General features: G+C 44.3%; 27 protein-coding genes. 9 read left to right on the plus strand and 18 right to left on the minus strand.

The annotated features are described in order from the left end of the window. Window positions 1–15: 15 nt before the first annotated feature. Window positions 16–1,077, minus strand: coding sequence for an A/G-specific adenine glycosylase (gene mutY, locus OCW38_RS02210; protein WP_010435640.1), 1,062 nt, complete (start codon window positions 1,075–1,077; stop codon window positions 16–18). Window positions 1,078–1,242: 165 nt separating this feature from the next. Here mutY and trmB point away from each other — a divergent pair, with 165 nt between their 5' ends. Together trmB and glsB are read left to right on the plus strand one after the other, a co-directional pair. Continuing rightward, window positions 1,243–1,962 carry a tRNA (guanosine(46)-N7)-methyltransferase TrmB gene (gene trmB / locus OCW38_RS02215; RefSeq protein ID WP_010435641.1) on the plus strand — a complete coding sequence of 240 codons (720 nt, stop codon included), beginning with the start codon at window positions 1,243–1,245 and terminating at the stop codon, window positions 1,960–1,962. A 183-nt stretch (window positions 1,963–2,145) separates the two neighbouring features. Further along, window positions 2,146–3,066, plus strand: coding sequence for a glutaminase B (gene glsB, locus OCW38_RS02220; protein ID WP_010435642.1), 921 nt, complete (start codon window positions 2,146–2,148; stop codon window positions 3,064–3,066). 288 nt (window positions 3,067–3,354) lie between these two features. Here glsB and hemW read toward each other — a convergent pair whose 3' ends face one another. The 7 genes from hemW to OCW38_RS02255 form a co-directional block, all read right to left on the minus strand. Then, window positions 3,355–4,542 carry a radical SAM family heme chaperone HemW gene (hemW, locus tag OCW38_RS02225; protein ID WP_010435644.1) on the minus strand — a complete coding sequence of 396 codons (1,188 nt, stop codon included), beginning with the start codon at window positions 4,540–4,542 and terminating at the stop codon, window positions 3,355–3,357. Next, on the minus strand, window positions 4,542–5,141 hold the full coding sequence (locus OCW38_RS02230) for an XTP/dITP diphosphatase (RefSeq protein WP_010435646.1): 600 nt from the start codon (window positions 5,139–5,141) through the stop codon (window positions 4,542–4,544). Before OCW38_RS02230 ends, hemW begins: the two co-directional genes overlap by 1 nt. A 48-nt stretch (window positions 5,142–5,189) precedes the next feature. After that, window positions 5,190–5,621 carry a DUF4426 domain-containing protein gene (locus OCW38_RS02235; protein ID WP_016768173.1) on the minus strand — a complete coding sequence of 144 codons (432 nt, stop codon included), beginning with the start codon at window positions 5,619–5,621 and terminating at the stop codon, window positions 5,190–5,192. Between the two features lie 30 nt (window positions 5,622–5,651). Then, the gene (yggU, locus tag OCW38_RS02240) at window positions 5,652–5,942 is read right to left on the minus strand and encodes a DUF167 family protein YggU (protein WP_010435651.1); all 291 of its coding nucleotides are present in this window, start codon (window positions 5,940–5,942) and stop codon (window positions 5,652–5,654) included. A gap of 29 nt (window positions 5,943–5,971) precedes the next feature. Continuing rightward, window positions 5,972–6,529, minus strand: coding sequence for a YggT family protein (locus OCW38_RS02245; RefSeq protein WP_010435653.1), 558 nt, complete (start codon window positions 6,527–6,529; stop codon window positions 5,972–5,974). A 76-nt stretch (window positions 6,530–6,605) separates the two neighbouring features. Further along, on the minus strand, window positions 6,606–7,424 hold the full coding sequence (gene proC, locus OCW38_RS02250) for a pyrroline-5-carboxylate reductase (protein ID WP_010435654.1): 819 nt from the start codon (window positions 7,422–7,424) through the stop codon (window positions 6,606–6,608). 112 nt (window positions 7,425–7,536) lie between these two features. Then, complete coding sequence (locus OCW38_RS02255) at window positions 7,537–8,241, minus strand: YggS family pyridoxal phosphate-dependent enzyme (protein ID WP_010435657.1); 705 nt, start codon at window positions 8,239–8,241, stop codon at window positions 7,537–7,539. Between the two features lie 26 nt (window positions 8,242–8,267). Between OCW38_RS02255 and OCW38_RS02260 the strand changes: the two genes are divergently transcribed. Beyond that, window positions 8,268–9,305, plus strand: coding sequence for a type IV pilus twitching motility protein PilT (locus OCW38_RS02260; protein ID WP_010435660.1), 1,038 nt, complete (start codon window positions 8,268–8,270; stop codon window positions 9,303–9,305). A gap of 14 nt (window positions 9,306–9,319) precedes the next feature. Beyond that, window positions 9,320–10,429 (plus strand): PilT/PilU family type 4a pilus ATPase, encoded by a 1,110-nt coding sequence (locus OCW38_RS02265; protein ID WP_016768175.1) that lies wholly within the window; start codon window positions 9,320–9,322, stop codon window positions 10,427–10,429. Between the two features lie 56 nt (window positions 10,430–10,485). Here the strand turns inward: OCW38_RS02265 and OCW38_RS02270 are convergent, their stop codons facing one another. The 9 genes from OCW38_RS02270 to metK all read right to left on the minus strand — a co-directional run bounded on the left by OCW38_RS02270 (window position 10,486) and on the right by metK (window position 17,462). Further along, a complete protein-coding gene (locus tag OCW38_RS02270; protein WP_016785941.1) occupies window positions 10,486–10,647 on the minus strand; it encodes a hypothetical protein in 162 nt (53 codons plus the stop codon). A gap of 98 nt (window positions 10,648–10,745) precedes the next feature. Beyond that, a complete protein-coding gene (ruvX, locus tag OCW38_RS02275) occupies window positions 10,746–11,168 on the minus strand; it encodes a Holliday junction resolvase RuvX (protein WP_004735480.1) in 423 nt (140 codons plus the stop codon). A gap of 48 nt (window positions 11,169–11,216) precedes the next feature. Then, a complete protein-coding gene (locus OCW38_RS02280; RefSeq protein ID WP_016768176.1) occupies window positions 11,217–11,780 on the minus strand; it encodes a YqgE/AlgH family protein in 564 nt (187 codons plus the stop codon). A 116-nt stretch (window positions 11,781–11,896) separates the two neighbouring features. After that, the gene (gshB, locus tag OCW38_RS02285) at window positions 11,897–12,847 is read right to left on the minus strand and encodes a glutathione synthase (protein WP_004735482.1); all 951 of its coding nucleotides are present in this window, start codon (window positions 12,845–12,847) and stop codon (window positions 11,897–11,899) included. A gap of 9 nt (window positions 12,848–12,856) precedes the next feature. Then, window positions 12,857–13,588, minus strand: a complete 732-nt coding sequence (gene rsmE / locus OCW38_RS02290) for a 16S rRNA (uracil(1498)-N(3))-methyltransferase (RefSeq protein WP_010435671.1) — start codon at window positions 13,586–13,588, stop codon at window positions 12,857–12,859. 144 nt (window positions 13,589–13,732) lie between these two features. After that, on the minus strand, window positions 13,733–14,464 hold the full coding sequence (locus tag OCW38_RS02295; protein WP_010435675.1) for an endonuclease: 732 nt from the start codon (window positions 14,462–14,464) through the stop codon (window positions 13,733–13,735). A gap of 96 nt (window positions 14,465–14,560) precedes the next feature. Then, entirely contained in the window at window positions 14,561–15,061 is a 501-nt protein-coding gene (locus tag OCW38_RS02300; protein ID WP_010435678.1) for a SprT family zinc-dependent metalloprotease, read from the minus strand. 79 nt (window positions 15,062–15,140) lie between these two features. Next, window positions 15,141–15,938 carry a DUF2189 domain-containing protein gene (locus OCW38_RS02305; protein WP_016768177.1) on the minus strand — a complete coding sequence of 266 codons (798 nt, stop codon included), beginning with the start codon at window positions 15,936–15,938 and terminating at the stop codon, window positions 15,141–15,143. Window positions 15,939–16,307: 369 nt separating this feature from the next. After that, window positions 16,308–17,462, minus strand: coding sequence for a methionine adenosyltransferase (gene metK, locus OCW38_RS02310; protein WP_010435682.1), 1,155 nt, complete (start codon window positions 17,460–17,462; stop codon window positions 16,308–16,310). A gap of 389 nt (window positions 17,463–17,851) precedes the next feature. Here metK and tkt point away from each other — a divergent pair, with 389 nt between their 5' ends. From tkt to mscS, 5 genes are all read left to right on the plus strand, one after another. Next, window positions 17,852–19,846, plus strand: a complete 1,995-nt coding sequence (tkt, locus tag OCW38_RS02315) for a transketolase (protein WP_261894950.1) — start codon at window positions 17,852–17,854, stop codon at window positions 19,844–19,846. A gap of 214 nt (window positions 19,847–20,060) precedes the next feature. After that, entirely contained in the window at window positions 20,061–21,110 is a 1,050-nt protein-coding gene (gene epd, locus OCW38_RS02320) for an erythrose-4-phosphate dehydrogenase (RefSeq protein ID WP_010435688.1), read from the plus strand. 166 nt (window positions 21,111–21,276) lie between these two features. Continuing rightward, window positions 21,277–22,440 carry a phosphoglycerate kinase gene (locus OCW38_RS02325; RefSeq protein ID WP_010435691.1) on the plus strand — a complete coding sequence of 388 codons (1,164 nt, stop codon included), beginning with the start codon at window positions 21,277–21,279 and terminating at the stop codon, window positions 22,438–22,440. Window positions 22,441–22,595: 155 nt separating this feature from the next. Beyond that, on the plus strand, window positions 22,596–23,672 hold the full coding sequence (gene fbaA, locus OCW38_RS02330; protein ID WP_010435694.1) for a class II fructose-bisphosphate aldolase: 1,077 nt from the start codon (window positions 22,596–22,598) through the stop codon (window positions 23,670–23,672). 376 nt (window positions 23,673–24,048) lie between these two features. Beyond that, window positions 24,049–24,915, plus strand: coding sequence for a small-conductance mechanosensitive channel MscS (gene mscS / locus OCW38_RS02335; RefSeq protein ID WP_010435697.1), 867 nt, complete (start codon window positions 24,049–24,051; stop codon window positions 24,913–24,915). 99 nt (window positions 24,916–25,014) lie between these two features. Here the strand turns inward: mscS and OCW38_RS02340 are convergent, their stop codons facing one another. Next, complete coding sequence (locus OCW38_RS02340; RefSeq protein ID WP_016768180.1) at window positions 25,015–25,644, minus strand: LysE/ArgO family amino acid transporter; 630 nt, start codon at window positions 25,642–25,644, stop codon at window positions 25,015–25,017. Window positions 25,645–25,667 lie beyond the last annotated feature (23 nt).

Raw genomic sequence — 25,667 nt, forward strand, 5'->3', positions numbered from 1 at the left:
ATCGCGTTCGCTTATTCAAACGTCGTCGTTTAGTTCAAAGGGTAGGCTCTCAATAAGCTGCTTTACAGGAGCGGCTAGGCCAATTTCTTCCGGTTTTGATAAGTTATACCAGAGACCTTTAGTCCCTTCCATTATCAAATCTGGTTGTTTATCTAATTTTACTAATACTGGCGTGATATCTAAGTGGTAGTGGCTGAAAGTGTGCCTAAACGCGATCATTGTCTTGATTGAATCGGTTTCATTGTCTTTGATCGAACGAAGATCTAGTTGGTGTTCGACCTCTGCATTTTCATTTTGAGGGAAACAGAATAGTCCTCCCCAGATACCAGATTGAGGGCGCTGTTCGAGCCACACTTGGTTGTCGTGATACAGAATCACAAACCATGTTTCTTTTACTGGCTTTTCTTTCTTAGGCTTTTTGCCCGGGAATTCGAGCTGTCTATCGAGCTTCTTAGCTTCACACATGCTTTCAATCGGGCATAAGGTACATTTTGGCTTGCTACGAGTACAAACCATTGCCCCCATGTCCATCATTGCTTGATTGTATTTATCGACATCTTGGTTGGGCGTGTTTGCCTCAGCGTGTTCCCAAAGCTGGTTTTCAACTTTCTTTTGCCCAGGCCAACCTTCAACGGCAAAGCTTCTCGCCAGTGTACGCTTAACGTTACCATCAAGAATCGCATGAGGAAGCTTGTGAACGGATGACAGTACTGCTGCTGCCGTAGAGCGCCCAATACCTGGTAGCGCGTTCATCTCTTCAATCGATAGCGGAAACTCTCCACCATACTGCTCGGCAACGATCTTGGCTGCTTTGTGAAGGTTGCGAGCTCGTGCGTAATAACCAAGCCCCGTCCATAAGTGGAGTACTTCATCTTGTTCGGCATTCGCTAGGTCAATCACCGTTGGAAAACGTTCTAAGAAGCGCTGGTAGTATGGGATGACCGTAGCAACCTGAGTCTGTTGAAGCATAATTTCAGATAGCCAAACGGTGTAGGCGGTTTTGTTTTGTTGCCAAGGTAATTCTTTACGCCCGTAGGCGTCATACCACTTTAATATGGCGGTTGCGAAAGGAGTCACGACATGCTCTATGCTTTGCTATTATTAGGAGTGAAATTGCACCACACTTACGGTTGGATGTAAAACAGACAAATTGTGTGGGAATTTATCCACGGAAAGACTTGCACCGGAGGCAATTCTTTGGATAATCCCCGCTTTGATTAATCAATGTGCAGGCAAAAATCAATGAGTGAAGTGACCACTAACGAATATACTGAAGACGGCAAACTGGTTCGTAAGATCCGTAGTTTTGTTCGCCGTGAAGGCCGCTTAACAAAAGGCCAAGAGAACGCGATGAACGAATGTTGGCCAACAATGGGTATCGACTACAACCCAGAGCTTCTTAACTGGAAAGAAGTATTTGGCAACGATAACCCTGTTGTACTAGAAATTGGCTTCGGTATGGGTGCATCACTGGTTGAAATGGCAAAGAATGCGCCTGAGAAAAACTTCTTAGGTATTGAAGTTCATAGCCCAGGTGTTGGTGCATGTTTGGGTACAGCTCGCGATGCGGGTGTGACGAATCTACGCGTAATGTGTCACGATGCAGTCGAAGTATTTGAGCACATGATTCCAGATAGCAGCCTGCATACGCTGCAACTGTTCTTCCCTGACCCATGGCACAAAGCTCGTCACCATAAACGTCGTATCGTTAAGGCAGAGTTTGCAGAGATGGTTCGCGGTAAGCTGCAACTTGATACCGGTATTTTCCACATGGCAACAGACTGGGAAAACTACGCAGAACATATGATTGAAGTGATGAACGTAGCTCCAGGATTCGAGAATATTGCTGAAGATGGTGATTACATCCCCCGTCCGGATGAGCGCCCGCTAACGAAATTTGAAGCTCGGGGCCACCGTTTAGGTCATGGTGTTTGGGATATCAAGTACAAGCGTACCAAGTAATTCTGAACAAAAAATGAAGGTGAGATCGGATTAAGATCTTAACCTTACATTTTGTGGGATTGATAAAAGCCAACATTATTGTAGTGTTGGCTTTTTTGTCCTTAGGCTTTTATCAAATTAGAAGTTTAAGGACAAAATTGAATGTTATACCCCTACAAAAATAACAATAAGAAGTAAGCTCACATGAAACCAACTCAAGCTATTTTAGCCGAGATTTTAGACGAAGTTCGTCCCTTAATTGGTCAGGGAAAGGTCGCTGACTATATTCCTGCATTGGCTCGCGTATCGAACCAGAAACTGGCGATTGCGGTATACACTAATGAAGGTGAAGTCATTCAAGCGGGTGATGCCAACGAAGCTTTCTCCGTGCAATCAATATCGAAAGCACTGAGTTTGACCTTAGCTATGGTGCTTTATAAGCCAGACGAAATTTGGCAGCGCGTAGGCAAGGAACCTTCAGGTCAAGCTTTTAACTCGATGATTCAGCTTGAAATGGAGCATGGTATTCCTCGTAACCCGTTTATCAATGCAGGTGCTATTGTCGTAGCGGATCTATTACAAAGCCGCCTGTCAGCACCGAGACATCGCTTATTAGAGTTTGTGCGCCAGTTATCGGGTGACACTCATATTGTGTATGACAAGATAGTAGCGGCTTCTGAGATGATGCACAGCGATCGTAATGCGGCTATCGCGTACTTGATGCGTTCATTTGGTAATTTTGAGAACGATGTTATCCCCGTACTCAACAATTACTTTCATGCTTGTGCACTTAAAATGACATGTGTGGACTTGGCGAAAACCTTTAGCTATTTGGCGAACAAAGGTGTGTCGGTTCAGACCAAGAAAGAGATCATCACACCTGTGCAAACCAAGCAGTTGAATGCTTTGCTTGCAACATGTGGTTTGTACGATGGGGCAGGTGAGTTTGCTTACCGCGTTGGTATGCCGGGCAAGTCGGGTGTCGGTGGCGGTATTATTGCCATCGTTCCTGGCGAAATGACGATTGCAGTGTGGTCTCCAGAGCTGGATCCTTCGGGCAACTCGTTAGCGGGCACTAAGGCGCTAGAGCTGCTTTCTGAGCGAATTGGTCGTTCTATTTTCTAAAAGCGCTTTTAAGCTGGGGTTCTACATTTACAAGAGATCCCCAACTCATTCGCCCTCGTTCTTGAGGATGACGGTGTGTTTGTAACTTTCGACGTACTGACCTCTAACTTTTGCGGGATAAGACTTGCTTGATACCCGTCATTCCCGATAGCGACGAAGGAGCGTAATCGGGAATCTATTATTTGTCGGCGCTCAAATTAGAAAAGGGTTGACCCTTAAGCCAACCCTTACGCAATACTTCTCGAATCTCGAATCTCGAATCTCGAATCTCGAATCTCGAATCTCGAACTATTCGTCTTCTTCAGCCATAAAGGCTTCCAGCAAATCATTTAGGAACAGCTTTCCTTTTTCGGTAATCTGCCAATGAGTGTCGGTTTCGCTCAAGTAACCGAGATCTTTTGCCCACTCTATTGTTGGCTGGATCGAGTCAAAGTCTAGCCCCGTCGTATCAATGAAGTCTTGCTTTGGACACGCTTCCATTAGCCTGAAGCGATTCATGAAAAATTCAAAAGGGCGGTCTTCATTAGTGACTTCAAGTTCATCTGACAGATAGGGCTTCACTAAATTCTGATACGCTGCTAGGTAGCCTCTAGGGTGTTTAACCTTAGTGGTTCGAACAATACGTCCATCTGCAAAGCTTAGCTTGCCATGAGAGCCACAGCCAATACCTAGGTAGTCACCAAAGCGCCAGTAGTTGAGATTATGCTGACACTGATATCCCGGCTTGCTGTAGCCTGAAATTTCGTACTGCACATACCCTGCGTCTGCGAGCTTCTTATGACCCAAGTCGAAGATATCCCAAAGGTCATCATCGTCAGGCAGTTTGGGCGTTTTGTAATAGAACATGGTGTTAGGTTCTATTGTTAGCTGATACCAAGACAAATGTGGAGGGTCGAGCTCGATCGCTTTGTCTAGATCAGCCAAGGCCTGATCAATGCTTTGATCCGGTAAGCCGTGCATTAGATCTAGGTTGAAGCTATTTAATCCAATCTTATGCGCTAAGTAAGCTGCGTTGACCGCTTCATCTTGACCATGAATACGCCCAAGCCTTTCCAGTTTCTCTTGCTCAAAACTTTGTACGCCTACCGAGATTCGACTCACCCCTGCCTTTTGGTAACCAGCAAAACGCTCAGCTTCGATAGTTCCCGGGTTGGCTTCCATGGTGATTTCTATTTCAGGTTTGAACGGGATACGCTGTTCAATGCCTTGTAGCAATCGGCCAATTCCTTCAGGAGAAAACAGGCTTGGGGTTCCGCCACCAATAAAGATCGAATGTAGCGGACGAGGCATACCATCGAGCTGATATTTTTCAATGTCAGTATCGAGATCCTCAAGCAGTGCATCGATGTACTCTTTTTCTGGGATCTCGGCTTTGAGAGCGTGAGAGTTAAAATCACAATACGGACACTTTTGTACACACCATGGGATGTGGACATAAAGGCTAAGTGCGGGTGGAATTAGCGCTGTATTGTGCATTACAGAGCTTGCTCTTTGAGAGTCTTAAATAATGACGCGAGGGCTTTACCACGGTGTGATAGTTGCTTTTTACGCGACGATTCAAGCTCTGCTGAGGCGCAGTTATCTTCTGGCACAAAGAATACAGGATCGTAGCCAAAGCCATTCTCACCGTGTTCTTCAGTCAGAATACGACCTTCCCATTTACCGTGACACACCAATGGTGTTGGATCGTTTTCGTGACGTATTAGAACCAACACACAGTGGAAACGAGCGGTACGTTTTTCAACGTCGACACCTTGCATAGCATCTAAAAGCTTTTCGATGTTTTGCTTATCAGTCGCCCCTTCACCTGAGTAACGCGCTGAGTAGATACCGGGTGCACCATTAAGGTAATCAACTTCTAAGCCAGAATCGTCAGCAATGGCTGGTAGCCCCGTCTCTTTCGCAGCGTGGCGAGCTTTGATGATGGCATTTTCAATGAAAGTTGTTCCCGTTTCAGCGACTTCTGAAACGTTAAACTCACTTTGCGCGACAACGTCAAAACCAAACTCAGACAGAATATCTGCCATCTCGCGAACTTTACCTTGGTTGCCTGTGGCTAAAACAATCTTACTCATGGGGATGTGGCTCTAATAAGTTAGTGAACAGAAAAGTGGTGGTTGAAGCTACTCTTCTATATAGAATTTTTGTGTGAATCGCAGTGGGCCAGTGCCTTTCAAACCTGCGTTAACATCGATATTAAAAGTGATGTTTTCTTCGTGTGTTACAGGGAACTCAGCTAGGTAATAAATCGCATCACCTTCCTTTATTTCGCGGAAGTTAAGCGTGCGAGTGTTGCCTACAAGGTTCTTCGCTGTTCCCGTGATTTTAGCCGTTGTTGCTGGCTTGCCAAGGGAAGCTTTGTCTAAAACGCTGATGTTCAGAATCGCTGAGTAGCCATTTCGCTTAAGCTTATATTGCTTAGCGACTTGAGCTGTTAGAAATGTCGAGTTAAAAGCCGAGTAGTGAACCTCGACATCCTTAATGTTTTTAAATTGTCCTGCTGAGCTTGGTAGGGCAACAAGAGCGGTGAGTAGTGCTGTAATCCATAGACGCATAGAGTGACTCCAATAAATAGCAAAAAGCCATCATAGGATGGCTTTGACTTCAGTTGGGACTTGGCTTGGCGAGCATATTCGAACTTGCTTATGCCGACCGAGCTCTCCCTTTTCTATCTTAATTTGCCCTTTAGCGACCTTAAACTGTTTCGCAAGGTATTTCGCTAAGTGGGCATTGGCTTTGCCATCAACCGGTGGTGCGGTAATGGCAATTTTTAGTTCTTCGCCGTGCAGGCCAACGATTTTATCGCGGCTTGCTTTGGGTTGGATATAAAGCCTAAGAAGAATATCGTCCTCCTCGGCCCAAACGGCTTTTGGCATCGTCAAAGTACCTGATGTTCGTACTTGAATTATAGCTGATACCAAATAGGGCCGATCATGTCGCCCATTAGGAAGTTTGCAAACTGCAGTACAATAAACAAAACCAGTACGCTTAGATCGAAACCACCCATGTCAGGAAGGATACGGCGAATAGGCATTAACATTGGTTCAGTCAGTTGATGGAACACGTACTCGATTGGGCTTCGGCCTTGGCTAACCCAGCTCAGGATTGCACGGATTAGTAGAACCCAGAAAATTAAACCTCCCGCCGCTTTGAGCAGAGAAAGGGCGCCAAAGATCAGGAAGCTGATATCAAATACAGCCGCACCGCCAGAGATAATCAAGTTTAGAGCGACGAACTTAAGTACACACAGCACATAAGCGAAAACAACAGTCGCAAGGTCAAGGCTGCCGATTGATGGAATCACTCGGCGTAGTGGGGCTACAACCGGTTGTGTCGCTTTTACGATAAATTGTGAGAACGGGTTGTAGAAATCTGCACGTGATGCTTGTAGCCAGATACGCAAGATCACAACCATGATGTAAAGATCAAAAACGGTCGAGATCAGAAAGCTCATCGAATTCATATTGTTTCCTTTTTCGGATTTACTTGCCGCTTAGGTATAACCCGAACGACATAATGCTTTTGTACTGTAACGAGTATTAAAACAGTTTTTCCATCTCTTCAGCTCGAGCGACTGCCGCTTGCATGGCTTTGGCTACGATGTCTGATAGTTGATGTTCATTGAACGTGCGCAACGCTTCTGCGGTTGTTCCGCCTTTTGAAGTCACTTGTTCACGCAGAGTAGATAATTCAGTATTTGGATTCGCTACCACCATCTCTGCCGCGCCTAATGCAGACTGCTGCACTAATTTACGAGCGGTTTCTTGGTCGAAGCCTTGGTTGATTGCCTCAGCTTGCATCGCTTCCATAAACAGGAAGAAGTAAGCTGGAGCACTCCCCGCTGCCGCAATGATGTTGTTGATACCAGACTCTTGCTCAACCCAGCTGACTTCACCTACAGCTTGCATCAGCTGAGAAGCGAAGTCTTTATCATCTTGGCTGACCGCTGAGTCGGCATAAAGACCGCTCATCCCTTTACCAAGCAGTGATGGCGTGTTTGGCATCACACGAACAAGGTTCAGTTGGCAGTTTAACATCTCATTGAGTCGATTCGCATTAATACCCGCAGCAATTGAGATAACCAGTTTGTTGCTAAAGTCGATGCTTTGTAAGGGGTTACATACATTAGCCATCATTTGTGGCTTCACTGATAATACAACAACGTCTGCTTGCTCAGCTGCGGCAATATTATCGCTGGTAGTATTGATGCCGTATTCTTGCTCTAACGGCAGCCTTCTGGTTTCTGAAGGCGCTGTTGCCGTAATCTTTTGCGCTGGATAACCACTTGCTACTAAGCCCGCTACAATTGAGCGAACCATGTTTCCTGCCCCAATAAAGGCGATGTTCTTATGTTCCATATATAAAATCCTGAGCGTGTCGCTGCGCGGTTAAAGCGAAGCGGTATCAATACTGTATTTTTCGTTGCTACTTGTTGTTGCTTGCTGTAGCTATTTCTTGTTACTTGCTGTGCTATTTCGCGTAATCACGAGCACCGAAAATAGCCGTTCCAATACGAACCATTGTGCTACCAGCCTCAACTGCTGCATCCATATCACCACTCATACCCATCGAAAGGGTATCAATGTCTGCATACTTAGCGACTAGCTTTTGTTGAAGCTTTGCCAATTGAGAAAATGCATTAAGCTGTGATTGATAGTCAGAGACGTTTGCAGGAATTGACATCAATCCTCTTAAAGTGAGGTTAGGGAGCGACGAAATCAACTCTGCGAGTGCAAAAACTGTTTCTTCTGACGTTCCTGATTTGGAATTTTCACCGCTGGTATTTACTTGGATGAGAACTTGCAGAGGTGGAAGCTCGCTTGGTCGCTGATCATTGAGCCTTTGTGCGATTTTATCGCGGTCGACAGAATGAACCCATTGGAAGCTTTCAGCGATTGGACGGGTTTTATTGGATTGAATTGGACCAATAAAATGCCACTCCAAATTTAGATTAGAATGATGTTCTGAAAAGTGTTTTACTTTATCAACACCTTCTTGAACATAGTTTTCACCAAAGGCAACTTGGCCTCCGAGTGCGGCTTCTAGAATCGCATCAATAGGTTTAGTTTTGCTGACGGCTAAAAGTTGCACGGAGTCTGGATCTCGTCCGCACTTTTTCTCAGCACTACGAATCTGTGAGGTGATTTGTTCGATATTTTGTTGAATACTACTCATAGCTGACTTTACTTAAGGGAAAATAAATGGATATCACTGAGTTACTAGATTTTAGTGTAAAGCATAACGCGTCAGATCTACATCTTTCTGCGGGTGTATCTCCAATGGTACGTATAGATGGTGAAGTAAGGAAGCTTGGAATACCAGCTTTGAGTCATGCTGATGTACATCGTTTAGTTTTTGAGATCATGGACGATTCACAACGCGGTGAGTTTGAGGAAAAATTGGAAGTCGACTTCTCTTTTGAATTACCCAATGTTGGTCGCTTCCGTGTTAATGCTTTTAATCAAGCTCGTGGGTGTGCTGCTGTCTTTCGAACTATCCCTGTAGAGATCCCGACTTTAGATCAGCTTGGTGCGCCAGAAATCTTTGAAAAGATTGCGAACTACGAGAAAGGTTTAGTGCTTGTCACTGGCCCTACAGGTTCTGGTAAATCGACAACTTTGGCGGCGATGGTGGATTACGTAAACCGCAATCACAACAAACACATTTTGACGATTGAAGATCCAATTGAATTCGTTCACACCAATAATAAATGCCTAGTAAACCAGCGTGAGGTTCATCGTGATACTCACAGCTTTAAAGCGGCGTTGCGCAGTGCATTACGTGAGGATCCGGACGTGATTCTTGTTGGTGAACTTCGTGACCAAGAGACGATCAGCTTAGCGTTAACCGCAGCTGAAACGGGTCACTTAGTTTTTGGTACTTTGCATACAAGCTCTGCGGCAAAAACTATCGACCGTATTATCGACGTTTTCCCAGGTAGCGACAAAGATATGGTTCGTTCAATGTTATCTGAATCACTACGCTCGGTGATTGCTCAAAAGCTGTTAAAACGTGTTGGTGGTGGTCGTGTGGCTTGTCATGAAATAATGATGGCGACACCTGCAATTAGAAACTTGATCCGTGAAGACAAAGTCGCGCAGATGTACTCGATCATTCAAACGGGTGCCGCACATGGCATGCAAACCATGGAGCAAAATGCGAAGCAATTGATCGCGCAAGGTTTGGTTGATTCGGACGAGGTCGAGAAAAAGATCGAAATTCAAGCCTCTATGTTTTAATCAAGGTGATAAAAATGGAATTGAATCAAATTCTTGAAGGTATGCTTTCACAAAAAGCGTCGGATCTTTACATCACGGTAGATGCACCGGTTCTGTTTCGTGTTGATGGTGAATTGCGACCTCAGGGAGAGAAACTGAATGCGGCTCAGGTTGCGCTGTTACTGGATGCGATGATGGAGCAAGACAGGCGCGACGAGTACAAACAAACGCGTGAGGCTAACTTTGCTATTGTGCGTGATTTTGGTCGTTTTCGTGTTAGCGCATTCTTTCAGCGAGAGCTACCAGGAGCGGTAATTCGACGTATCGAGACTAACATCCCAACCTTCGAACAATTAAAGCTTCCAGACGTACTACAAGACCTTTCAATCGCAAAACGCGGACTTGTGTTGGTGGTTGGGGCTACAGGTTCTGGTAAATCAACCTCAATGGCTGCGATGACGGGGTATCGCAATACCAACCGTTCAGGGCATATCTTGACGGTTGAAGACCCGATTGAGTTCGTGCACGAACATAAAAAGTGCATTGTGACTCAGCGAGAAGTTGGGCTCGATACCGAGAGCTATGAAGTCGCGCTTAAGAACTCGTTACGCCAAGCCCCTGACATGATCTTGATTGGTGAAATCCGTACCCGTGAAACCATGGAGTACGCGATGACGTTTGCTGAAACCGGTCACCTTTGCATGGCGACTTTACATGCCAACAATGCCAACCAAGCGCTAGAGCGTATTCTTCACTTGGTGCCGAAAGAGCAAAAAGATCAGTTCTTATTTGATTTGTCGATGAATCTACGTGGTGTCGTTGCTCAGCAATTAATCCGAGATAAGAATGGTAGTGGTCGCCATGGTGTGTTCGAAATCCTACTCAACAGCCCACGGGTGTCTGATTTGATTCGTAGAGGTGAGTTACATGAACTCAAGTCGACAATGGCTAAATCAAAAGAGATTGGGATGCAGACCTTTGACCAAGCTTTGTATGACTTAGTCGTTGCAGGCAAGATCAGTGAAGAGGATGCGTTCCATAGTGCCGATTCCGCTAATGATTTGCGCTTGATGCTCAAGACTAAACGTGGTGATGACGATTACGAAGTGGGAGCCTTAGCGGGAGTTAAAATTGATATGGGTTAGATCGATGCTAAATGCTGAAAAAACCGCTGTGAAGGCGGTTTTTTTGGCTAGATAAATTAGTGATTGCCGTAACTATTGTTGTTACCAGAATATCCTCGTTCTTTCTCTAATTTAATTTTTGTCGGATATTGTTCACCGGTATAGCCTGCTGAGCCTCCGCTCATTGAACTGCACGCTGTGATTGCTAGAGAGGCGAATATTGCTAGAAAAATTTTCATATGAACTCCCACGTCCTTATTATGACTTGCTCTGGCACTACGGAGTTAAATTCGTGTGGGATCATAAATTAGCTCAAATTTTGCTCACTTAATTTTTGCTAAGAATATTGCGCTTCAAACCAACTTTCTAAAATGACAACAGCTGATTGGTTATCGACGTTACCTTTGCTTAGCGCTTTATAGCCGCCCATTTCAAAAAGGTCGGCCCTTGCTTCTGTCGTAGAAAGTCTTTCATCATGCAGTTCAACATCCACACCAAAGCGTCCTTTAAGACGGTTTGCGAACTTCTTTGCTCTCGGTGTAATGGCTGCTAAATCTTTACCATGAAGATCGGTTGGTAAGCCAACAACGATAAGGTTTGGCTGCCACTCTTTAATTTGCTTTTCAATATCATCCCAATTCGGGATACCATCTTTGGCTTTGAAGGCTTTTAAAGGGCTGGCTGTGCCCGTGATTTCCTGTCCTATCGCACTACCGATACTTTTTGTACCGTAGTCAAATGCCATAATTGTTCGTGACATGAAGTTTCCAAATTTGTCTGTGTTTGAGGTGTTATTTGCTGGTTTGGGCTAAGCATGACCAGCGTCTGCTGAAAGCTGAGCTGCATTAATGCCTAACATCTGCACGGCAACTTTCCAGCGTTCTGAAATTGGCGTATCGAAAATAACCTTTGGATCCGCTTCTACGGTTAACCATGAGTTTTCTGTAAGCTCTACTTCTAGTTGTCCTGGCTCCCATCCTGCATAACCAAGCGCGACCAGATAATGCATTGGTTCATCTTCTGTACCTAACACCATTAGAATATCTTTCGAGGTTGTTACCGAGATTTGATCCGTCATGTTGATGCTGGATTGATAACTGCCTTTGGGTTTGTGCAAAATAAACCCTCGGTCTTCTGCGACTGGCCCACCATTAAGTACTGGCTTATCAAGGCTTGCTTGGTTGGGTTTCGGCTGTTCAGAATCAACCTCAACTTGCTTAAGCATGCTGCCGACAGTGACATCGATAGGGGCGTTGATCATCAAGCCCATCGCACCTTCGTCATTGTGCTCACAAAGGTAGATCACCGAATTTTGAAAATATGGATCTTTCATTCCGGGCATAGCGACCAGAAAGTGGTTCGTTAAATTCATAGAGCCTCCTGCCAGTGTGTTCCCAGTAAAGGAAAAAGAGCGGCGTAAAGCCGCTCATTGTTCTTTGCCTAGATATTTTTGTGTTTTCGAATAGCTAAGGCTTTCTTTAGTTTAGGCTATTTAGCGTTAACGCGACGCTCGATTGCATCCATTAATTTACCCGTTACCGAAATATCAAAAGCAGCTTCAATTTCACGGATACAAGTAGGGCTTGTCACGTTAATTTCAGTCAGCTTGTCGCCGATAACATCAAGTCCGACAAAGATTAAGCCTTTCTCTTTAAGTGCAGGAGCAACTGCTCTTGCGATAGCCCAATCGGTTTCACTTAGCGGACGAGCTTCACCTGTACCACCAGCGGCAAGGTTACCTCGAGTTTCTCCTTTAGCAGGAATACGCGCTAGGCAGTAAGGCATTGGTTCACCGTCAACCACAAGAATACGCTTATCACCATTGCTGATGTCTGGAACAAAAGTTTGTGCCATTGCGTAGTTTTGGCCATGGTTAGTCAAAGTTTCAATGATCACTGATACGTTTGGATCGCCTTCTTTCACTCGGAAGATAGACGCGCCGCCCATGCCATCAAGTGGTTTTAGGATCACATCACCGTGTTCTTCTCGAAACGCTTTAATTTTTTCAGCTTTACGAGTTACGATTGTTGTTGGCGTGAGTTCAGGGAACCAGGCTGTGAACAGTTTCTCGTTACAGTCGCGAAGGCTTTGCGGCTTATTGACGATCAGTGCACCATTTTCTTCAGCACGCTCAAGAATGTAAGTAGCGTAGATGTACTCAGTATCAAACGGAGGATCTTTACGCATCAATACTGCATCTAAATCAGATAATGCAATAGTTTGTTCTGATTTGAATTCGTACCAACCATTTGGGTCTTCTTTTAGTTCAACAACCTTAGTGTCAGCAATGGCTACGCCTTGATCTAAATGTAGATCATCCATTTCCATGTAATGGATTTCGTAACCACGACGCTGAGCTTCAAGCATCATGGCAAAGCTAGAGTCTTTTTTGATGTTAATGGATGAAATTGGATCCATTACGATGCCAAGTTTGATCATTTTTTTCTCCTAGCCTAGATCGCCAAAGCGGACTTGTAAGGCAGTAATTGCGGTTAGAGCTGCTGTCTCGGTACGAAGTACACGTGGGCCGAGTAGCGTCTCTTCAAATTTGTATTGTTCTGTCATACCGATTTCTTCAGCTGACAATCCACCTTCAGGGCCAATCAACAGGCGCACCTTGCTGATGGGTTCTGGAAGGGTGTTAATTGAGTATTTTGCACGAGGATGCAGGTTTAGCTTTAACGCTTCACTCGGTTCGCTGCACCACTCTTCAAGTTGCATGATTGGACGAATAACTGGAACCGTATTACGGCCTGATTGTTCACATGCTGCGATAGCAATCTTTTGCCACTGCGCGAGCTTTTTCTCGAAGCGTTTAGTATCAAGCTTAACGCCACAGCGCTCTGAAATCAGTGGGGTAATGGTGTTGACACCAAGCTCAACCGATTTCTGAATCGTAAACTCCATTTTATCACCACGTGAAATCACTTGGCCTAAATGCAAGTCTAACGGAGATTCGCTGCTACGCTCGATACGTTCAGTAACATTAACTGTGACATTCTTCTTTGATACTTCTGCAATGGTTGCTGGAAATTCAGCGCCGCTGCCATCAAATAGAAGCACTTCTTGGCCTTCTTTCATGCGAAGGACTCGACCAACATGACCCGCGGCATCTTCGCCTAAAGCGAGTGAACCTAACTGATGAATGCGTTCTGGGTGATGGATACGAGGGATTCTCATGCTGGTAAACCTATAAATATGTTCATTTGGGTATTTTATCTCTGCCTAACATGGATGCTTTTAGTCGAAAAAACAAGGGTAGGGCAAGAGTTTCAGAGGCAATTTTGAAACTCTTGTTTGTTCGAGGTGATTGTGTGGTAGAAGTTAGTTACAAGCAGGGTAGACAAATGGGTTGTGATTACCTTGGATAGCATAGATTCGCTCATCACGAGTACATTCCCATTTATTTACGGGAAATTGCTTGTTCCATGCCATCATCAGGTTCGTTTGCTGCTTAGATAGTTTAAAACCGTATTCTTGGCTCATATAAAGATAAGTTCGCGCGATAGATCCTTTTGCTCGGTCCGGTGGCATAACTTTGCGCTGTTTGAAGTTGACCTGCATTTCACACTGACCATAGCTCACGCCATCCATTCCATTCCACTGACTGAAATTGTAATTGGATCGATCACCGTTAACCTCGCCAATGGCAGGTGTCAGGTTATGAAGATCGGCTTCCATCGATTTGAATATCTTGTCATTTCGAGTGCAGTTCTTACGTCCGCCGTCTTGCCAGCATTGACGCTGGTGGCCGAACTGCCAAGCTGGGACCACATGTTCCCACTCAATTCTACTCGCTCGCTTTTGTTGTTTTCTGACTTGATAACCACAACCATCAAGGTCGGGAATACCTTTCTTTTTGTCCTTCCAAGTAATGTCACAGCCACAATAAAATGAGGTCGGGTGGTCGAGATAAATCTTCACTGCTTCTTTTTTTGCTTTGGAAAATGAGCTCGGTGGTGCCGCGAAAACACTTTGGGTTACCAGTAGGCCAAATACTATCGTTAAGTAAAAAGACACAGGTAGGCCAAATGCTTTGAAGGTGATTTTTTGCATAGAAAAAGACTGATAAAAGTATGATAAACATCAGTCTAGCACTCAAATGTTAGATCTCTCTATTAGATTTATTCTATTGAGTTAATCAACCCCTAACTAGCTTAGTTGAGTCCCCGTAAAAGCTAAGGTTTGCTGGCACAGTTGGCAACGGTAGGTCGATTGGTTTCGAAGTACTTTATTGTGTCGCCTTATGGATAACGGGTAAGTGGTGCACTCACATTGGTACTCAAAGGTTTTCCCTTGTACTGAGGTGATTTCAAAGCTGTGAGTGGTTTTGGCTGGTACGTTAAATACCTTTTCCATTACGTACTTCCATTCATTGCCGTGCGGTCTAACGCGTCCAAAGACTTGATGTGTGATCAGGTGTGCGACTTCATGAGGGATCACTTCGTTGATAAAGGCTTCTTCATTTTCTGTAAAAAGTATTTGGTTGAGCTTAATTTCATTCAGCTGCAAGTAGGCTTTTCCTGCTGCCTTACCTCTTAACTTGTAAGTGATGAGCGGGCATGGAAATACACGTGAGAAATGTTGGTTAGCGGTGGTTAAGCATTCCGCCAATTTCTTATTGGCTCGATGTTGTTGCGGGGTGTATGACAAGCGAGTTAACTCCAAATAAAAGGCCTCAGCATTAACGCTAAGGCCTCATAATAACACTGCTCGTCGATCTCTCTACGATTTATACGTGATGTTTCTTTTTGATGATTTCATGATAAGCATGCCATGTACCATAGCCAAGTAGCGGCATGGTGACGATCATTCCGATTCCGTAGGTTGCAAAGCCCACCAGAATACCGGTACAAATAATACTCGCCCACACGACCATTGCAGGGATGTTCGATTTCACGGCATTAAAGCTAGTGAAAATAGCGCTCATGACATCAACACGTCTCTCCATCATCAATGGAATTGAAAAGGCAGAAATACTGAATATTAGGCTTGCGATAACAAAACCAATCACAGAACCCGTGATTAAAAAGGGAGCAAATTCGGTCAATGGCGCGCCTTGTACTGAAGGGTAGAGTGCGTGCAATAACGCAGCGATACGCATCCAGAATATCATCGCGACCATTAATACAATCGCAAAGGCCCATTGATGGGTAGAATTACGCGTGATGGCTTTCATCGAGTGCAATAGACTAGCGTTGTGCCCTTTTTCTCTTTCCCAAGCAGCGTCATACAAGCCCAGAGCAAGAAATGGCCCTATCAACATGTACACGATCAAACTTGGCATCACGACCAAGTGCGTTCCTTGCCACTGGACAAGTTGAACAATGGCGATTGCCGCAGCCATAAAGCACAGCCCGTAAAACGCGCTGATTAATGGCATTCTCACTAAGTCATGCAGAGCAAGCGACAACCAATGAAAGGGTGCAGAAATACTGATTTGGTTGCAAGGAATGGTGCGAGCATAATCCTGATCGCTGATCTTGTGTTTTTTATCGTTCAGTTCGGATGGGTGCGCGGTACGAGGCATAGATCCCCCTAGTTAAATAACGTCCTAGTTATAATTCCATAGAGCTCAATATTGTGGCTTAAATGAGCATTATGGGATTGAGCTAAAGTGCTCGTTATCGTCCTAGTTATTGTTCTAGCGTTCACTTAACTATTGATATTAGGCTTAACTGCATTGGGGTTAAATGTGAGCTTGATCTGCTAGGAGTTACCTTAACTATTGTCATTAGTACTAGAAAACACAAATTATCAATGGCTTTTTATACTAAGTGGTTAACGGTAAAGAAGGCAGGTAGAGCGAGTTACGCAGAGTAAGGGTTAGATAAGTACATAAAAATAAAGCCCTTACTAACAAGTAAGGGCTTTAAAGAAACAAATCGCAGTGGCTAAATTATTTTAGACCGGCGAAGTCGGCAAGGATTGCTGCTTTGTCAGTCGCTTCCCAAGGGAACTCTTCACGACCGAAGTGGCCGTATGCAGCTGTCTGCTTGTAGATAGGTTGAAGAAGGTTCAGCATTTCTTGAAGACCGTATGGACGTAGGTCGAAGTTTTGACGAACCGCTTCAATAATGATTTCGTGAGCGACTTTCTCAGTACCAAACGTTTCAACCATGATAGATGTTGGATCTGCAACACCGATAGCGTAAGACAGTTGAATCTCACAACGATCAGCCATACCAGCAGCAACGATGTTTTTCGCAACGTAACGCGCTGCGTAAGCTGCAGAACGGTCAACTTTCGATGGATCTTTACCAGAGAATGCACCGCCACCGTGGCGAGCTGCGCCGCCGTAGGTATCAACAATGATCTTACGACCTGTTAAACCACAGTCACCCATTGGGCCACCGATTACGAAACGGCCTGTTGGGTTGATGAAGAAGTTAGTGTCTTTGTTGATCCATTCAGCAGGAAGTACTGGCTTGATGATCTCTTCCATTACCGCTTCACGTAGATCCGGAGTTGTTACTGAATCACAGTGTTGAGTAGAAAGAACAACAGCATCAATACCAACAATCTTACCTTGGTCGTACTGGAATGTTACTTGAGATTTCGCATCTGGGCGAAGGAAGTCAAGTTTGCCGCTCTTACGTACTTCAGCTTGCTTCTTAACAAGAAGATGAGAGTAAGTAATTGGAGCTGGCATTAGGATTGGTGTTTCGTTAGTCGCGTAACCAAACATGATGCCTTGGTCGCCAGCGCCTTGCTCTTTAGGGTCTGCTTTATCGACACCTTGGTTAATGTCTGGAGACTGCTTACCAATTGTGTTTAGAACGGCACAAGAGTCAGCGTCAAAGCCCATATCAGAATGAACGTAACCAATTTCACGTACTGTTTCACGAGTGATTTCTTCGATATCAACCCATGCAGACGTTGTTACTTCACCGCCAACCATAACCATGCCGGTTTTTACGTAAGTCTCACAAGCAACACGTGCTTTTGGATCTTGTTCCAAGATGGCATCAAGAACAGCATCAGAGATTTGGTCTGCAATTTTATCTGGATGGCCTTCTGAAACAGATTCAGAAGTGAATAGGTGCTTAGCCATGAGAGCTCCACTTTTAGTTTTTAGTTGCAATTAGTTTTTAGTTGCAAACAGTTAAATGCAAATAATTTTAGGCATCGCAAGCTAGCAAGCGCTGCCATTAAATACAGTATATTTTGTAGGTGTTTCTACATCTAGACGGCTATTCTAAATTCCAGCGGTCGAATTACAAGCTCTTTTTTATGATATGTCATAACTAAACGTTTGCGTATCGGTCGGGATAAGCCATTGCCAAGCGATGTAAATGTTCGAAAATTGCGAAAAATGACTGTTAAAATGCCAGTAAAACGTTTGCAGTCGCTAAAGTCGTTTGAGAGAATACCCGCGCTAATAAGAATGAAAATTTTAGCATTAATCTCTTTTTTAAATCGCTTATGTACTCAGGAGCAGACATGCCTTCTCGTAAAGATCTAGCCAATGCAATTCGCGCACTTAGCATGGATGGCGTTCAACAAGCAAATTCAGGCCACCCTGGCGCACCTATGGGTATGGCTGACATCGCTGAAGTTCTTTGGCGTGGTCACTTGAACCACAACCCAGGAAACCCAGAGTGGGCTGACCGCGACCGTTTTATCTTGTCTAACGGGCATGGTTCAATGTTGATTTACTCTCTGCTTCATCTGGCAGGTTACGAGCTCTCAATTGAAGACCTTAAGAACTTCCGTCAGCTGCACTCTAAGACGCCTGGTCACCCTGAGTACGGTTACGCTCCTGGTATCGAAACAACGACAGGCCCTCTAGGTCAAGGCATCACTAATGCTGTTGGTATGGCAATGGCTGAGAAAGCACTGGCTGCACAGTTCAACAAAGAAGGCCACGACATCGTAGACCACTACACTTATGCATTCATGGGTGATGGTTGTCTGATGGAAGGTATCTCTCACGAAGCATGTTCTCTAGCGGGTACGCTAGGCCTTGGTAAGTTGGTTGCTTTCTGGGATGACAACGGCATCTCTATTGATGGCGAAGTTGAAGGTTGGTTCTCTGACGATACACCTAAGCGTTTTGAAGCTTACGGTTGGCATGTAATCCCTGCTGTTGATGGTCACGATGCTGACGCTATCAATGCTGCAATTGAAGCGGCTAAAGCAGATCCTCGTCCAACACTTATCTGTACTAAAACTATCATCGGTTTTGGTTCTCCAAACAAAGCGGGTACGCACGACTGTCACGGTGCTCCACTAGGTGCAGATGAAATCACAGCAACTAAAGCAGCGCTTGGTTGGGAACACGGTCCTTTCGAAATACCAGCAGATATCGCAGCTGAGTGGAATGCGAAAGAAGCAGGCGCAGCGAAAGAAGCAGCGTGGAATGCTAAGTTTGACGCATACGCAGCGGCTTACCCAGAGCTAGCAGCAGAATTCAAACGTCGTACTAACGGCGAACTTCCAGCTGAGTGGGAAGAGAAAGCAAACGCAATCATTGCTGACCTTCAAGCTAACCCAGCTAACATCGCTTCACGTAAAGCGTCTCAAAATGCACTAGAAGCGTTCGGTGCGATGCTACCTGAATTCATGGGCGGCTCTGCTGACCTTGCGCCTTCTAACCTAACTATGTGGTCTGGTTCTAAGTCTCTTGAAGCAACTGACTTCTCTGGTAACTACATCCACTACGGTGTACGTGAGTTCGGTATGACGGCTATCATGAACGGTATCGCTCTGCACGGTGGTTTCGTACCATACGGTGCAACGTTCCTAATGTTCATGGAATACGCGCGTAACGCAATGCGTATGGCTGCTCTGATGAAAGTTCAGAACATCCAAGTTTACACGCACGATTCTATCGGTCTTGGCGAAGATGGCCCGACTCACCAACCGGTTGAGCAGATCGCTTCTCTACGTCTGACTCCAAATATGAGCACATGGCGTCCATGTGACCAAGTTGAATCAGCAGTTGCTTGGAAACTGGCTATTGAGCGTAAAGATGGTCCTTCATCTTTAATCTTCTCTCGTCAGAACCTTGCACAACAAGATCGTAACGCAGAGCAAGTAGCTAATATCGCTAAGGGTGGTTACATCCTGAAAGATTGTGCTGGTAAGCCAGAGCTAATCATCATTGCTACAGGTTCTGAAGTTGAGCTTGCTGTTGAAGCAGCAGCACAACTAACAGCTGAAGGTAAAGCAGTACGCGTAGTCTCTATGCCTGCAACTGACGCATTCGATAAGCAAGACGCTGAATACCGCGAATCTGTACTTCCATCTGACGTAACTGCACGTATCGCTGTAGAAGCTGGCATCGCTGACTTCTGGTACAAGTACGTTGGTTTCGGTGGCAAGATCATCGGTATGACAACGTTCGGCGAATCTGCACCAGCGGGTGAGCTATTCAAGATGTTCGGTTTCACTACTGAAAATGTAGTAAACACAGCGAAAGAGTTTCTTGCTTAATCATTGACTGATGGCCTTGTGCTAACAGTTAAATGAAGGAAAAAACCGAGCGCTGAGCTCGGTTTTTTGTATCTGGGATTTGTTTTCTCCTAGACTCATCTTTATAAGTAGCAGATCAACCTGTCCTAAGTAGACTGAGGTATTCAAGTAATGCCTTTTGGGTAGGATTCAGTTATCATCTGTTGCACGAAATTTTGGTTAGATGTACGGAACTATGCTAAAAGTCGCGATAAATGGATTTGGACGAATAGGGCGTAATGTATTGCGCGCTGTCTATGAAAGTGGCAAAAGCCAACAAATCAAAGTGGTAGCTGTCAATGAGCTTGCTCAGCCTGACGCTATGGCTCACTTATTACAATACGACACCAGTCACGGTCGCTTTGGTAAGAAGATCTCCAACGATCAAGAGCACATCTATATCCACCATGGTATTGGTGCAGAAGATAAAGGCGAGTTTGATACTATTCGTATCTTACATCTTGCTGATATTGAACTGCTGCCTTGGCGTGACCTTGAGGTGGATATTGTTCTCGATTGTACTGGCGTCTACGGTTGTAGAGATGATGGCCTAGCGCACATCGCTGCAGGGGCTAAAAAAGTTCTATTTTCACATCCTGGTGCGAATGACCTTGATAACACCATTATCTACGGTGTGAATCACGACACTATCACAGCTGACCATCGAATTGTTTCCAACGGTTCATGCACGACTAACTGTATTGTCCCTATCATCAAGGTACTTGATGACGCTTTTGGTATTGAGTCTGGGACCATCACGACTATTCACTCTTCAATGAATGATCAACAAGTGATCGATGCATATCATAGCGACCTTCGCCGTACTCGAGCTGCAAGCCAATCCATCATTCCTGTTGATACCAAATTGCACAAAGGTATTGAAAGGATCTTCCCGAAATTTTCTAACAAGTTCGAAGCGATATCTGTGCGTGTGCCTACGGTAAACGTAACTGCGATGGATTTAAGTGTCACAATTAATACAAATGTGAAAGTTAATGACGTAAATCAAACCATTGTTAATGCGTCCCAGTGTACATTACACAATATAGTTGACTATACTGAAGCGCCGCTCGTTTCCATCGACTTTAATCACGATCCCCATAGCGCAATTGTTGATGGTTCACAAACGCGAGTGAGCAACGGCCACCTAGTGAAAATGCTGGTGTGGTGTGACAATGAATGGGGCTTTGCGAACCGAATGCTGGATACGGTTCTTGCAATGCAAGCTTCTGAAGGCAAGAAGTAAGACCTAGAAGCAAATGTGCGGATTATTTATTTTTTAGCTTGAAATAAATACAAAGTATCCACATATTATGAGTAGTTAAAGAATTACCAGTTGAATAATTTATAGGCTTAGCAGGGTTGCTGAGTTTCCAAAACTTTATATTTATTTAAATTTGAGAGGACAAAACATGTCTGTGATCAAGATGACTGACCTGGAACTTGCAGGTAAACGCGTATTTATTCGTGCTGACCTAAACGTACCAGTAAAAGACGGTAAAGTAACTTCAGATGCACGTATCCTTGCATCTCTACCAACTATCAAACTTTGCCTAGAAGCTGGCGCAAAAGTTATGGTTACTTCTCACCTTGGTCGTCCTACTGAAGGCGAATACAACGAAGAGTTCTCTCTAGCACCTGTAGTTAACTACCTAAACGACGCACTAGACTGCGAAGTTAAGCTAGCGAAAGATTACGTTAACGGCCTAGAGCTAAACGCTGGTGAACTAGTTGTTCTTGAAAACGTTCGCTTTAACAAAGGCGAGAAGAAAAACGAAGAAGCACTTTCTAAGCAGTACGCTGCACTATGTGACATCTTTGTAATGGATGCATTCGGTACAGCTCACCGTGCACAAGCTTCTACTCACGGTGTTGGTACTTATGCACCTGTAGCATGTGCTGGTCCTCTTCTAGCTGCTGAACTTGAAGCTCTTGGCAAAGCAATGGACAACCCGGCTCGTCCACTAGTTGCTATCGTTGGTGGTTCTAAAGTTTCTACTAAACTAACGGTTCTAGAGTCTCTTTCTAAAATTGCTGACCAACTTGTTGTTGGTGGTGGTATCGCAAACACGTTCATCGCTGCTGAAGGCCACAACGTAGGTAAGTCTCTATACGAAGCAGACCTAGTTGAGACAGCTAAGAAGCTAATGAAAGAGTGTGCTATTCCAGTAGCAACTGACGTTGCATGTGCTAAAGCTTTCGATGAAAACGCTGAAGCTGAAATCAAGCACGTTTCTGAAGTTCAAGACGACGACATGATTTTCGACCTTGGTCCAGATTCAACGGCTGCTCTTGCTGAAATCATCGGCAATGCAAAAACTATCCTTTGGAACGGCCCTGTAGGCGTATTCGAATTTAAGAACTTCGAAGCGGGTACTGCTGGTATCTCTAAAGCAATCGCTGAATCTGCAGGTTTCTCTGTAGCCGGTGGTGGTGACACGCTAGCAGCTATCGACAAGTTCGGTATCAAAGCTGACGTTTCTTACATCTCTACTGGTGGTGGCGCTTTCCTTGAGTTCGTTGAAGGTAAAGTACTTCCTGCAGTAGCAATGCTTGAAGAGCGTGCTAAAGCATAATTGATTCAGAAAGGCGAGATGTGAATCTCGCCTTTTAACGTTTGCGGCATATCACACTTTTTTGCTAGAATGGCACAAGTTGTGAGCAAACGATTGCAAGTTTTTGAACTTAAGTTTTTTAATCTTAAAACGATAGAATAAATAGGACTATTTCCATGTCTAAGATCTTCGATTTTGTAAAACCTGGTGTGATTTCTGGCGATGACGTACAGAAAGTATTTGAAGTAGCAAAAGAAAACAAATTTGCTCTTCCTGCTGTAAACGTTGTTGGTACTGACTCTGTAAACGCAGTACTAGAAGCAGCTGCTAAAGTTAAAGCTCCAGTAGTTGTTCAGTTCTCTAACGGTGGCGCTGCATTCTTCGCAGGTAAAGGCGTTAAACTTGAAGGTCAAGGCGCACAAGTTCTTGGCGCTGTAGCTGGTGCAAAATATGTACACGCTGTAGCTGAAGCTTACGGTGTTCCAGTTATCCTGCACACTGACCACGCTGCTAAGAAACTTCTTCCATGGATCGACGGTCTACTAGACGCTGGTGAAGAGTTCTTCGCACAAACTGGTAAGCCTCTATTCTCTTCTCACATGCTAGACCTTTCTGAAGAGTCTCTAGAAGAGAACATCGAAACATGTGCTAAGTACCTAGAGCGCATGGCTAAAATGAACATGACAATCGAGATCGAACTTGGTTGTACTGGTGGTGAAGAAGACGGCGTTGATAACTCTGATATGGACGCATCTGAGCTTTACACTTCTCCAGAAGACGTAGCATACGCATACGAGAAACTAATGGCTGTTAGCCCACGTTTCACTATTGCTGCTTCTTTCGGTAACGTACACGGTGTTTACCAAGCTGGTAACGTTGTACTTACTCCAACTATCCTACGTGACTCTCAAGCATACTGTGCAGAGAAGTTCGGTATTGCACCTAACGCTCTAAACTTCGTATTCCACGGTGGTTCTGGTTCTTCTGAAGCAGAAATCCAAGAGTCTATCGGCTACGGTGTTATCAAAATGAACATCGATACTGATACACAGTGGGCAACTTGGGATGGTATCCGTCAGTACTCTGCTGACAACTTCGACTTCCTACAAGGTCAAATTGGTAACCCAACTGGCGAAGCTGCTCCAAACAAGAAGTACTACGATCCACGCGTATGGCTACGTGCTGGTCAAGCTTCAATGGTTGCTCGTCTAGAGAAAGCATTTGCTGACCTTAACGCTGTAGACGTACTATAATTCTTTGAATTAAGTACTCTTTAAGTTTTTAAAACCCGCTCATAGAGCGGGTTTTTTTATGTCTGATAAAAACTTGTATTAAATATGTGAAAAACCTAGCCTACGGTGAATAAATTTCGTAGTCTTTTAGTTATCGGTATTTGTGTTTATTAGTAAGTTTTATTAATTCAAAAGCTTACATAAATATGACTTTGCAATCTGTCAAAGATAGGATATCGTGCCGAAAAACTGAACTTGGTTCAGTTTATAAAAAGGACTTGGCTTTAATTTACTTTTAACACAATGACTTAACAGAGGTTAATCTTTTTCGTTATCGTAGAGTAAGTTTGGCTTAAGGCAGTTTAGCCCATAGCATATTATATAGAGGATGCACATTATGGCTGATAGTTCGACAGCAATTGAAACCCCACTTGTGGACGGCTTGTCTCACGCTGAGCAGTGGTTAACAAATAATTCAGACCTATTTATCCAATATGGCGTAAATATCATTTCTGCACTGATAATTTTATTTATCGGTAACATCATCGTTAAAGCAATAGCGAATAGCGTGTCCAAGGTTCTTGAGAAGAAGAAAATGGACCGAGCTGTTGTGGAGTTTATCCACGGTTTAGTTCGTTACTTGTTGTTTGTTATTGTTCTTATTGCTGCACTTGGTCGTCTAGGTGTTCAAACTGCATCTGTGGTCGCTGTTATTGGTGCTGCTGGTTTAGCGGTAGGTCTTGCACTACAAGGTTCGCTATCTAATTTTGCTGCCGGTGTACTTATTGTTGCATTCCGTCCATTCAAGTCAGGTGACTATGTAGAGATTGGTGGTGTAGCAGGTTCGGTTGATTCTATTCAAATCTTCCAAACAATCCTAACAACGCCAGACAACAAAATGGTTGTAGTACCTAACGGCAGTGTTATCGGTAGTCCAATCACAAACTACTCTCGTCATGCGACGCGACGTATTGATCTAATGATTGGTGTTTCTTACAACGCTGATCTTCAGAAGACAAAAGCGCTACTGACTAAGATCTGTGAATCTGATGAGCGTGTACTAAAAGAACCTGGCGTTCAAGTTGGTGTTCATACACTTGCTGATTCTTCAGTTAATTTCGTAGTTCGTCCATGGGTTAGCACGGCTGACTACTGGAGTGTTTATTTCGACCTGATGCAAGCAATCAAAGAAGGCTTGGATAATGAAGGCATCGAAATTCCATTCCCGCAAATGGATGTACACATGAATAAAGTAGAAGCTTAATCTCTAGTTCGTTTTTATAGCGATAAGCTTTTATAAAGAAAGGCGGATAACTTAAGTTATCCGCCTTTTTTGTGGGCTACGTTTTGTTTTGAAATCAGGTTACACGTATTGTTCAACTAGTCCGTTGGCAAGTACAAACGCAATAGCAAACATCATAGCCGCTACTGCGATATCGATGCCTTTCTTAACATTCGGTTTAGATAGCGTTGGGCCTAATTTTGCAGCGCCTAGTGACAATGAGTAAAACCACACGAATGAAGCCAAGATCGTCCCCATAGCAAACGCAATTCTGTCATTACCTTCAAATTGCCCACCGATTGAACCTAGAATCACTACGGTATCCAAGTAGAGGTGCGGGTTTAACACGGTCACCGCTAACGCACCTAAAACAACGGTACGCTTGCCACGAGCCAGTATCTCACCCTTTGATTCATTACTTGTACGTGTTCTAAATGCACTACGTAGTGATAACAACCCATAGACCGTTAGAAAGGTAATACCACCCAAAGTGACAGAGGTTAACAACAATTCATTTTGCGAAAGGATCGCTCCTCCGCCAAAAATACCCAATGAGATAAATAAGGTATCGAGCAGGCTACAAATTGTCGCTGTCGTTAAATGATGATTGCGCTTTATCCCTTGATTTAGGACGTACGCATTTTGAGCGCCAATAGGGATGATCATGCTCGCCCCTAGACCAAAACCTTGTAATAAAACCCAAAAATTCATTTTAACCTCCACTTATTTAACGA

It is taken from the genome of Vibrio cyclitrophicus (assembly GCF_024347435.1).
Lineage (GTDB): Bacteria > Pseudomonadota > Gammaproteobacteria > Enterobacterales > Vibrionaceae > Vibrio > Vibrio cyclitrophicus.

Coding starts and splice junctions, on each gene's coding strand:
- OCW38_RS02245 (WP_010435653.1), bottom strand. CDS start 6,529: ATGAATTCGATGAGCTTTCTGATCTCGACCGTTTTTGATCTTTACATC.
- OCW38_RS02235 (WP_016768173.1), bottom strand. CDS start 5,621: ATGCGTCTATGGATTACAGCACTACTCACCGCTCTTGTTGCCCTACCA.
- proC (WP_010435654.1), bottom strand. CDS start 7,424: ATGGAACATAAGAACATCGCCTTTATTGGGGCAGGAAACATGGTTCGC.
- mscS (WP_010435697.1), top strand. CDS start 24,049: ATGGCTGATAGTTCGACAGCAATTGAAACCCCACTTGTGGACGGCTTG.
- OCW38_RS02340 (WP_016768180.1), bottom strand. CDS start 25,644: ATGAATTTTTGGGTTTTATTACAAGGTTTTGGTCTAGGGGCGAGCATG.
- OCW38_RS02325 (WP_010435691.1), top strand. CDS start 21,277: ATGTCTGTGATCAAGATGACTGACCTGGAACTTGCAGGTAAACGCGTA.
- OCW38_RS02260 (WP_010435660.1), top strand. CDS start 8,268: ATGGATATCACTGAGTTACTAGATTTTAGTGTAAAGCATAACGCGTCA.
- yggU (WP_010435651.1), bottom strand. CDS start 5,942: ATGCCAAAAGCCGTTTGGGCCGAGGAGGACGATATTCTTCTTAGGCTT.
- glsB (WP_010435642.1), top strand. CDS start 2,146: ATGAAACCAACTCAAGCTATTTTAGCCGAGATTTTAGACGAAGTTCGT.
- metK (WP_010435682.1), bottom strand. CDS start 17,462: ATGGCTAAGCACCTATTCACTTCTGAATCTGTTTCAGAAGGCCATCCA.
- epd (WP_010435688.1), top strand. CDS start 20,061: ATGCTAAAAGTCGCGATAAATGGATTTGGACGAATAGGGCGTAATGTA.
- rsmE (WP_010435671.1), bottom strand. CDS start 13,588: ATGAGAATCCCTCGTATCCATCACCCAGAACGCATTCATCAGTTAGGT.
- OCW38_RS02230 (WP_010435646.1), bottom strand. CDS start 5,141: ATGAGTAAGATTGTTTTAGCCACAGGCAACCAAGGTAAAGTTCGCGAG.
- OCW38_RS02305 (WP_016768177.1), bottom strand. CDS start 15,938: ATGCCTCGTACCGCGCACCCATCCGAACTGAACGATAAAAAACACAAG.
- ruvX (WP_004735480.1), bottom strand. CDS start 11,168: ATGTCACGAACAATTATGGCATTTGACTACGGTACAAAAAGTATCGGT.
- hemW (WP_010435644.1), bottom strand. CDS start 4,542: ATGCACAATACAGCGCTAATTCCACCCGCACTTAGCCTTTATGTCCAC.
- OCW38_RS02265 (WP_016768175.1), top strand. CDS start 9,320: ATGGAATTGAATCAAATTCTTGAAGGTATGCTTTCACAAAAAGCGTCG.
- OCW38_RS02255 (WP_010435657.1), bottom strand. CDS start 8,241: ATGAGTAGTATTCAACAAAATATCGAACAAATCACCTCACAGATTCGT.
- OCW38_RS02270 (WP_016785941.1), bottom strand. CDS start 10,647: ATGAAAATTTTTCTAGCAATATTCGCCTCTCTAGCAATCACAGCGTGC.
- OCW38_RS02295 (WP_010435675.1), bottom strand. CDS start 14,464: ATGCAAAAAATCACCTTCAAAGCATTTGGCCTACCTGTGTCTTTTTAC.
- trmB (WP_010435641.1), top strand. CDS start 1,243: ATGAGTGAAGTGACCACTAACGAATATACTGAAGACGGCAAACTGGTT.
- gshB (WP_004735482.1), bottom strand. CDS start 12,847: ATGATCAAACTTGGCATCGTAATGGATCCAATTTCATCCATTAACATC.
- tkt (WP_261894950.1), top strand. CDS start 17,852: ATGCCTTCTCGTAAAGATCTAGCCAATGCAATTCGCGCACTTAGCATG.
- fbaA (WP_010435694.1), top strand. CDS start 22,596: ATGTCTAAGATCTTCGATTTTGTAAAACCTGGTGTGATTTCTGGCGAT.
- OCW38_RS02280 (WP_016768176.1), bottom strand. CDS start 11,780: ATGAATTTAACGAACCACTTTCTGGTCGCTATGCCCGGAATGAAAGAT.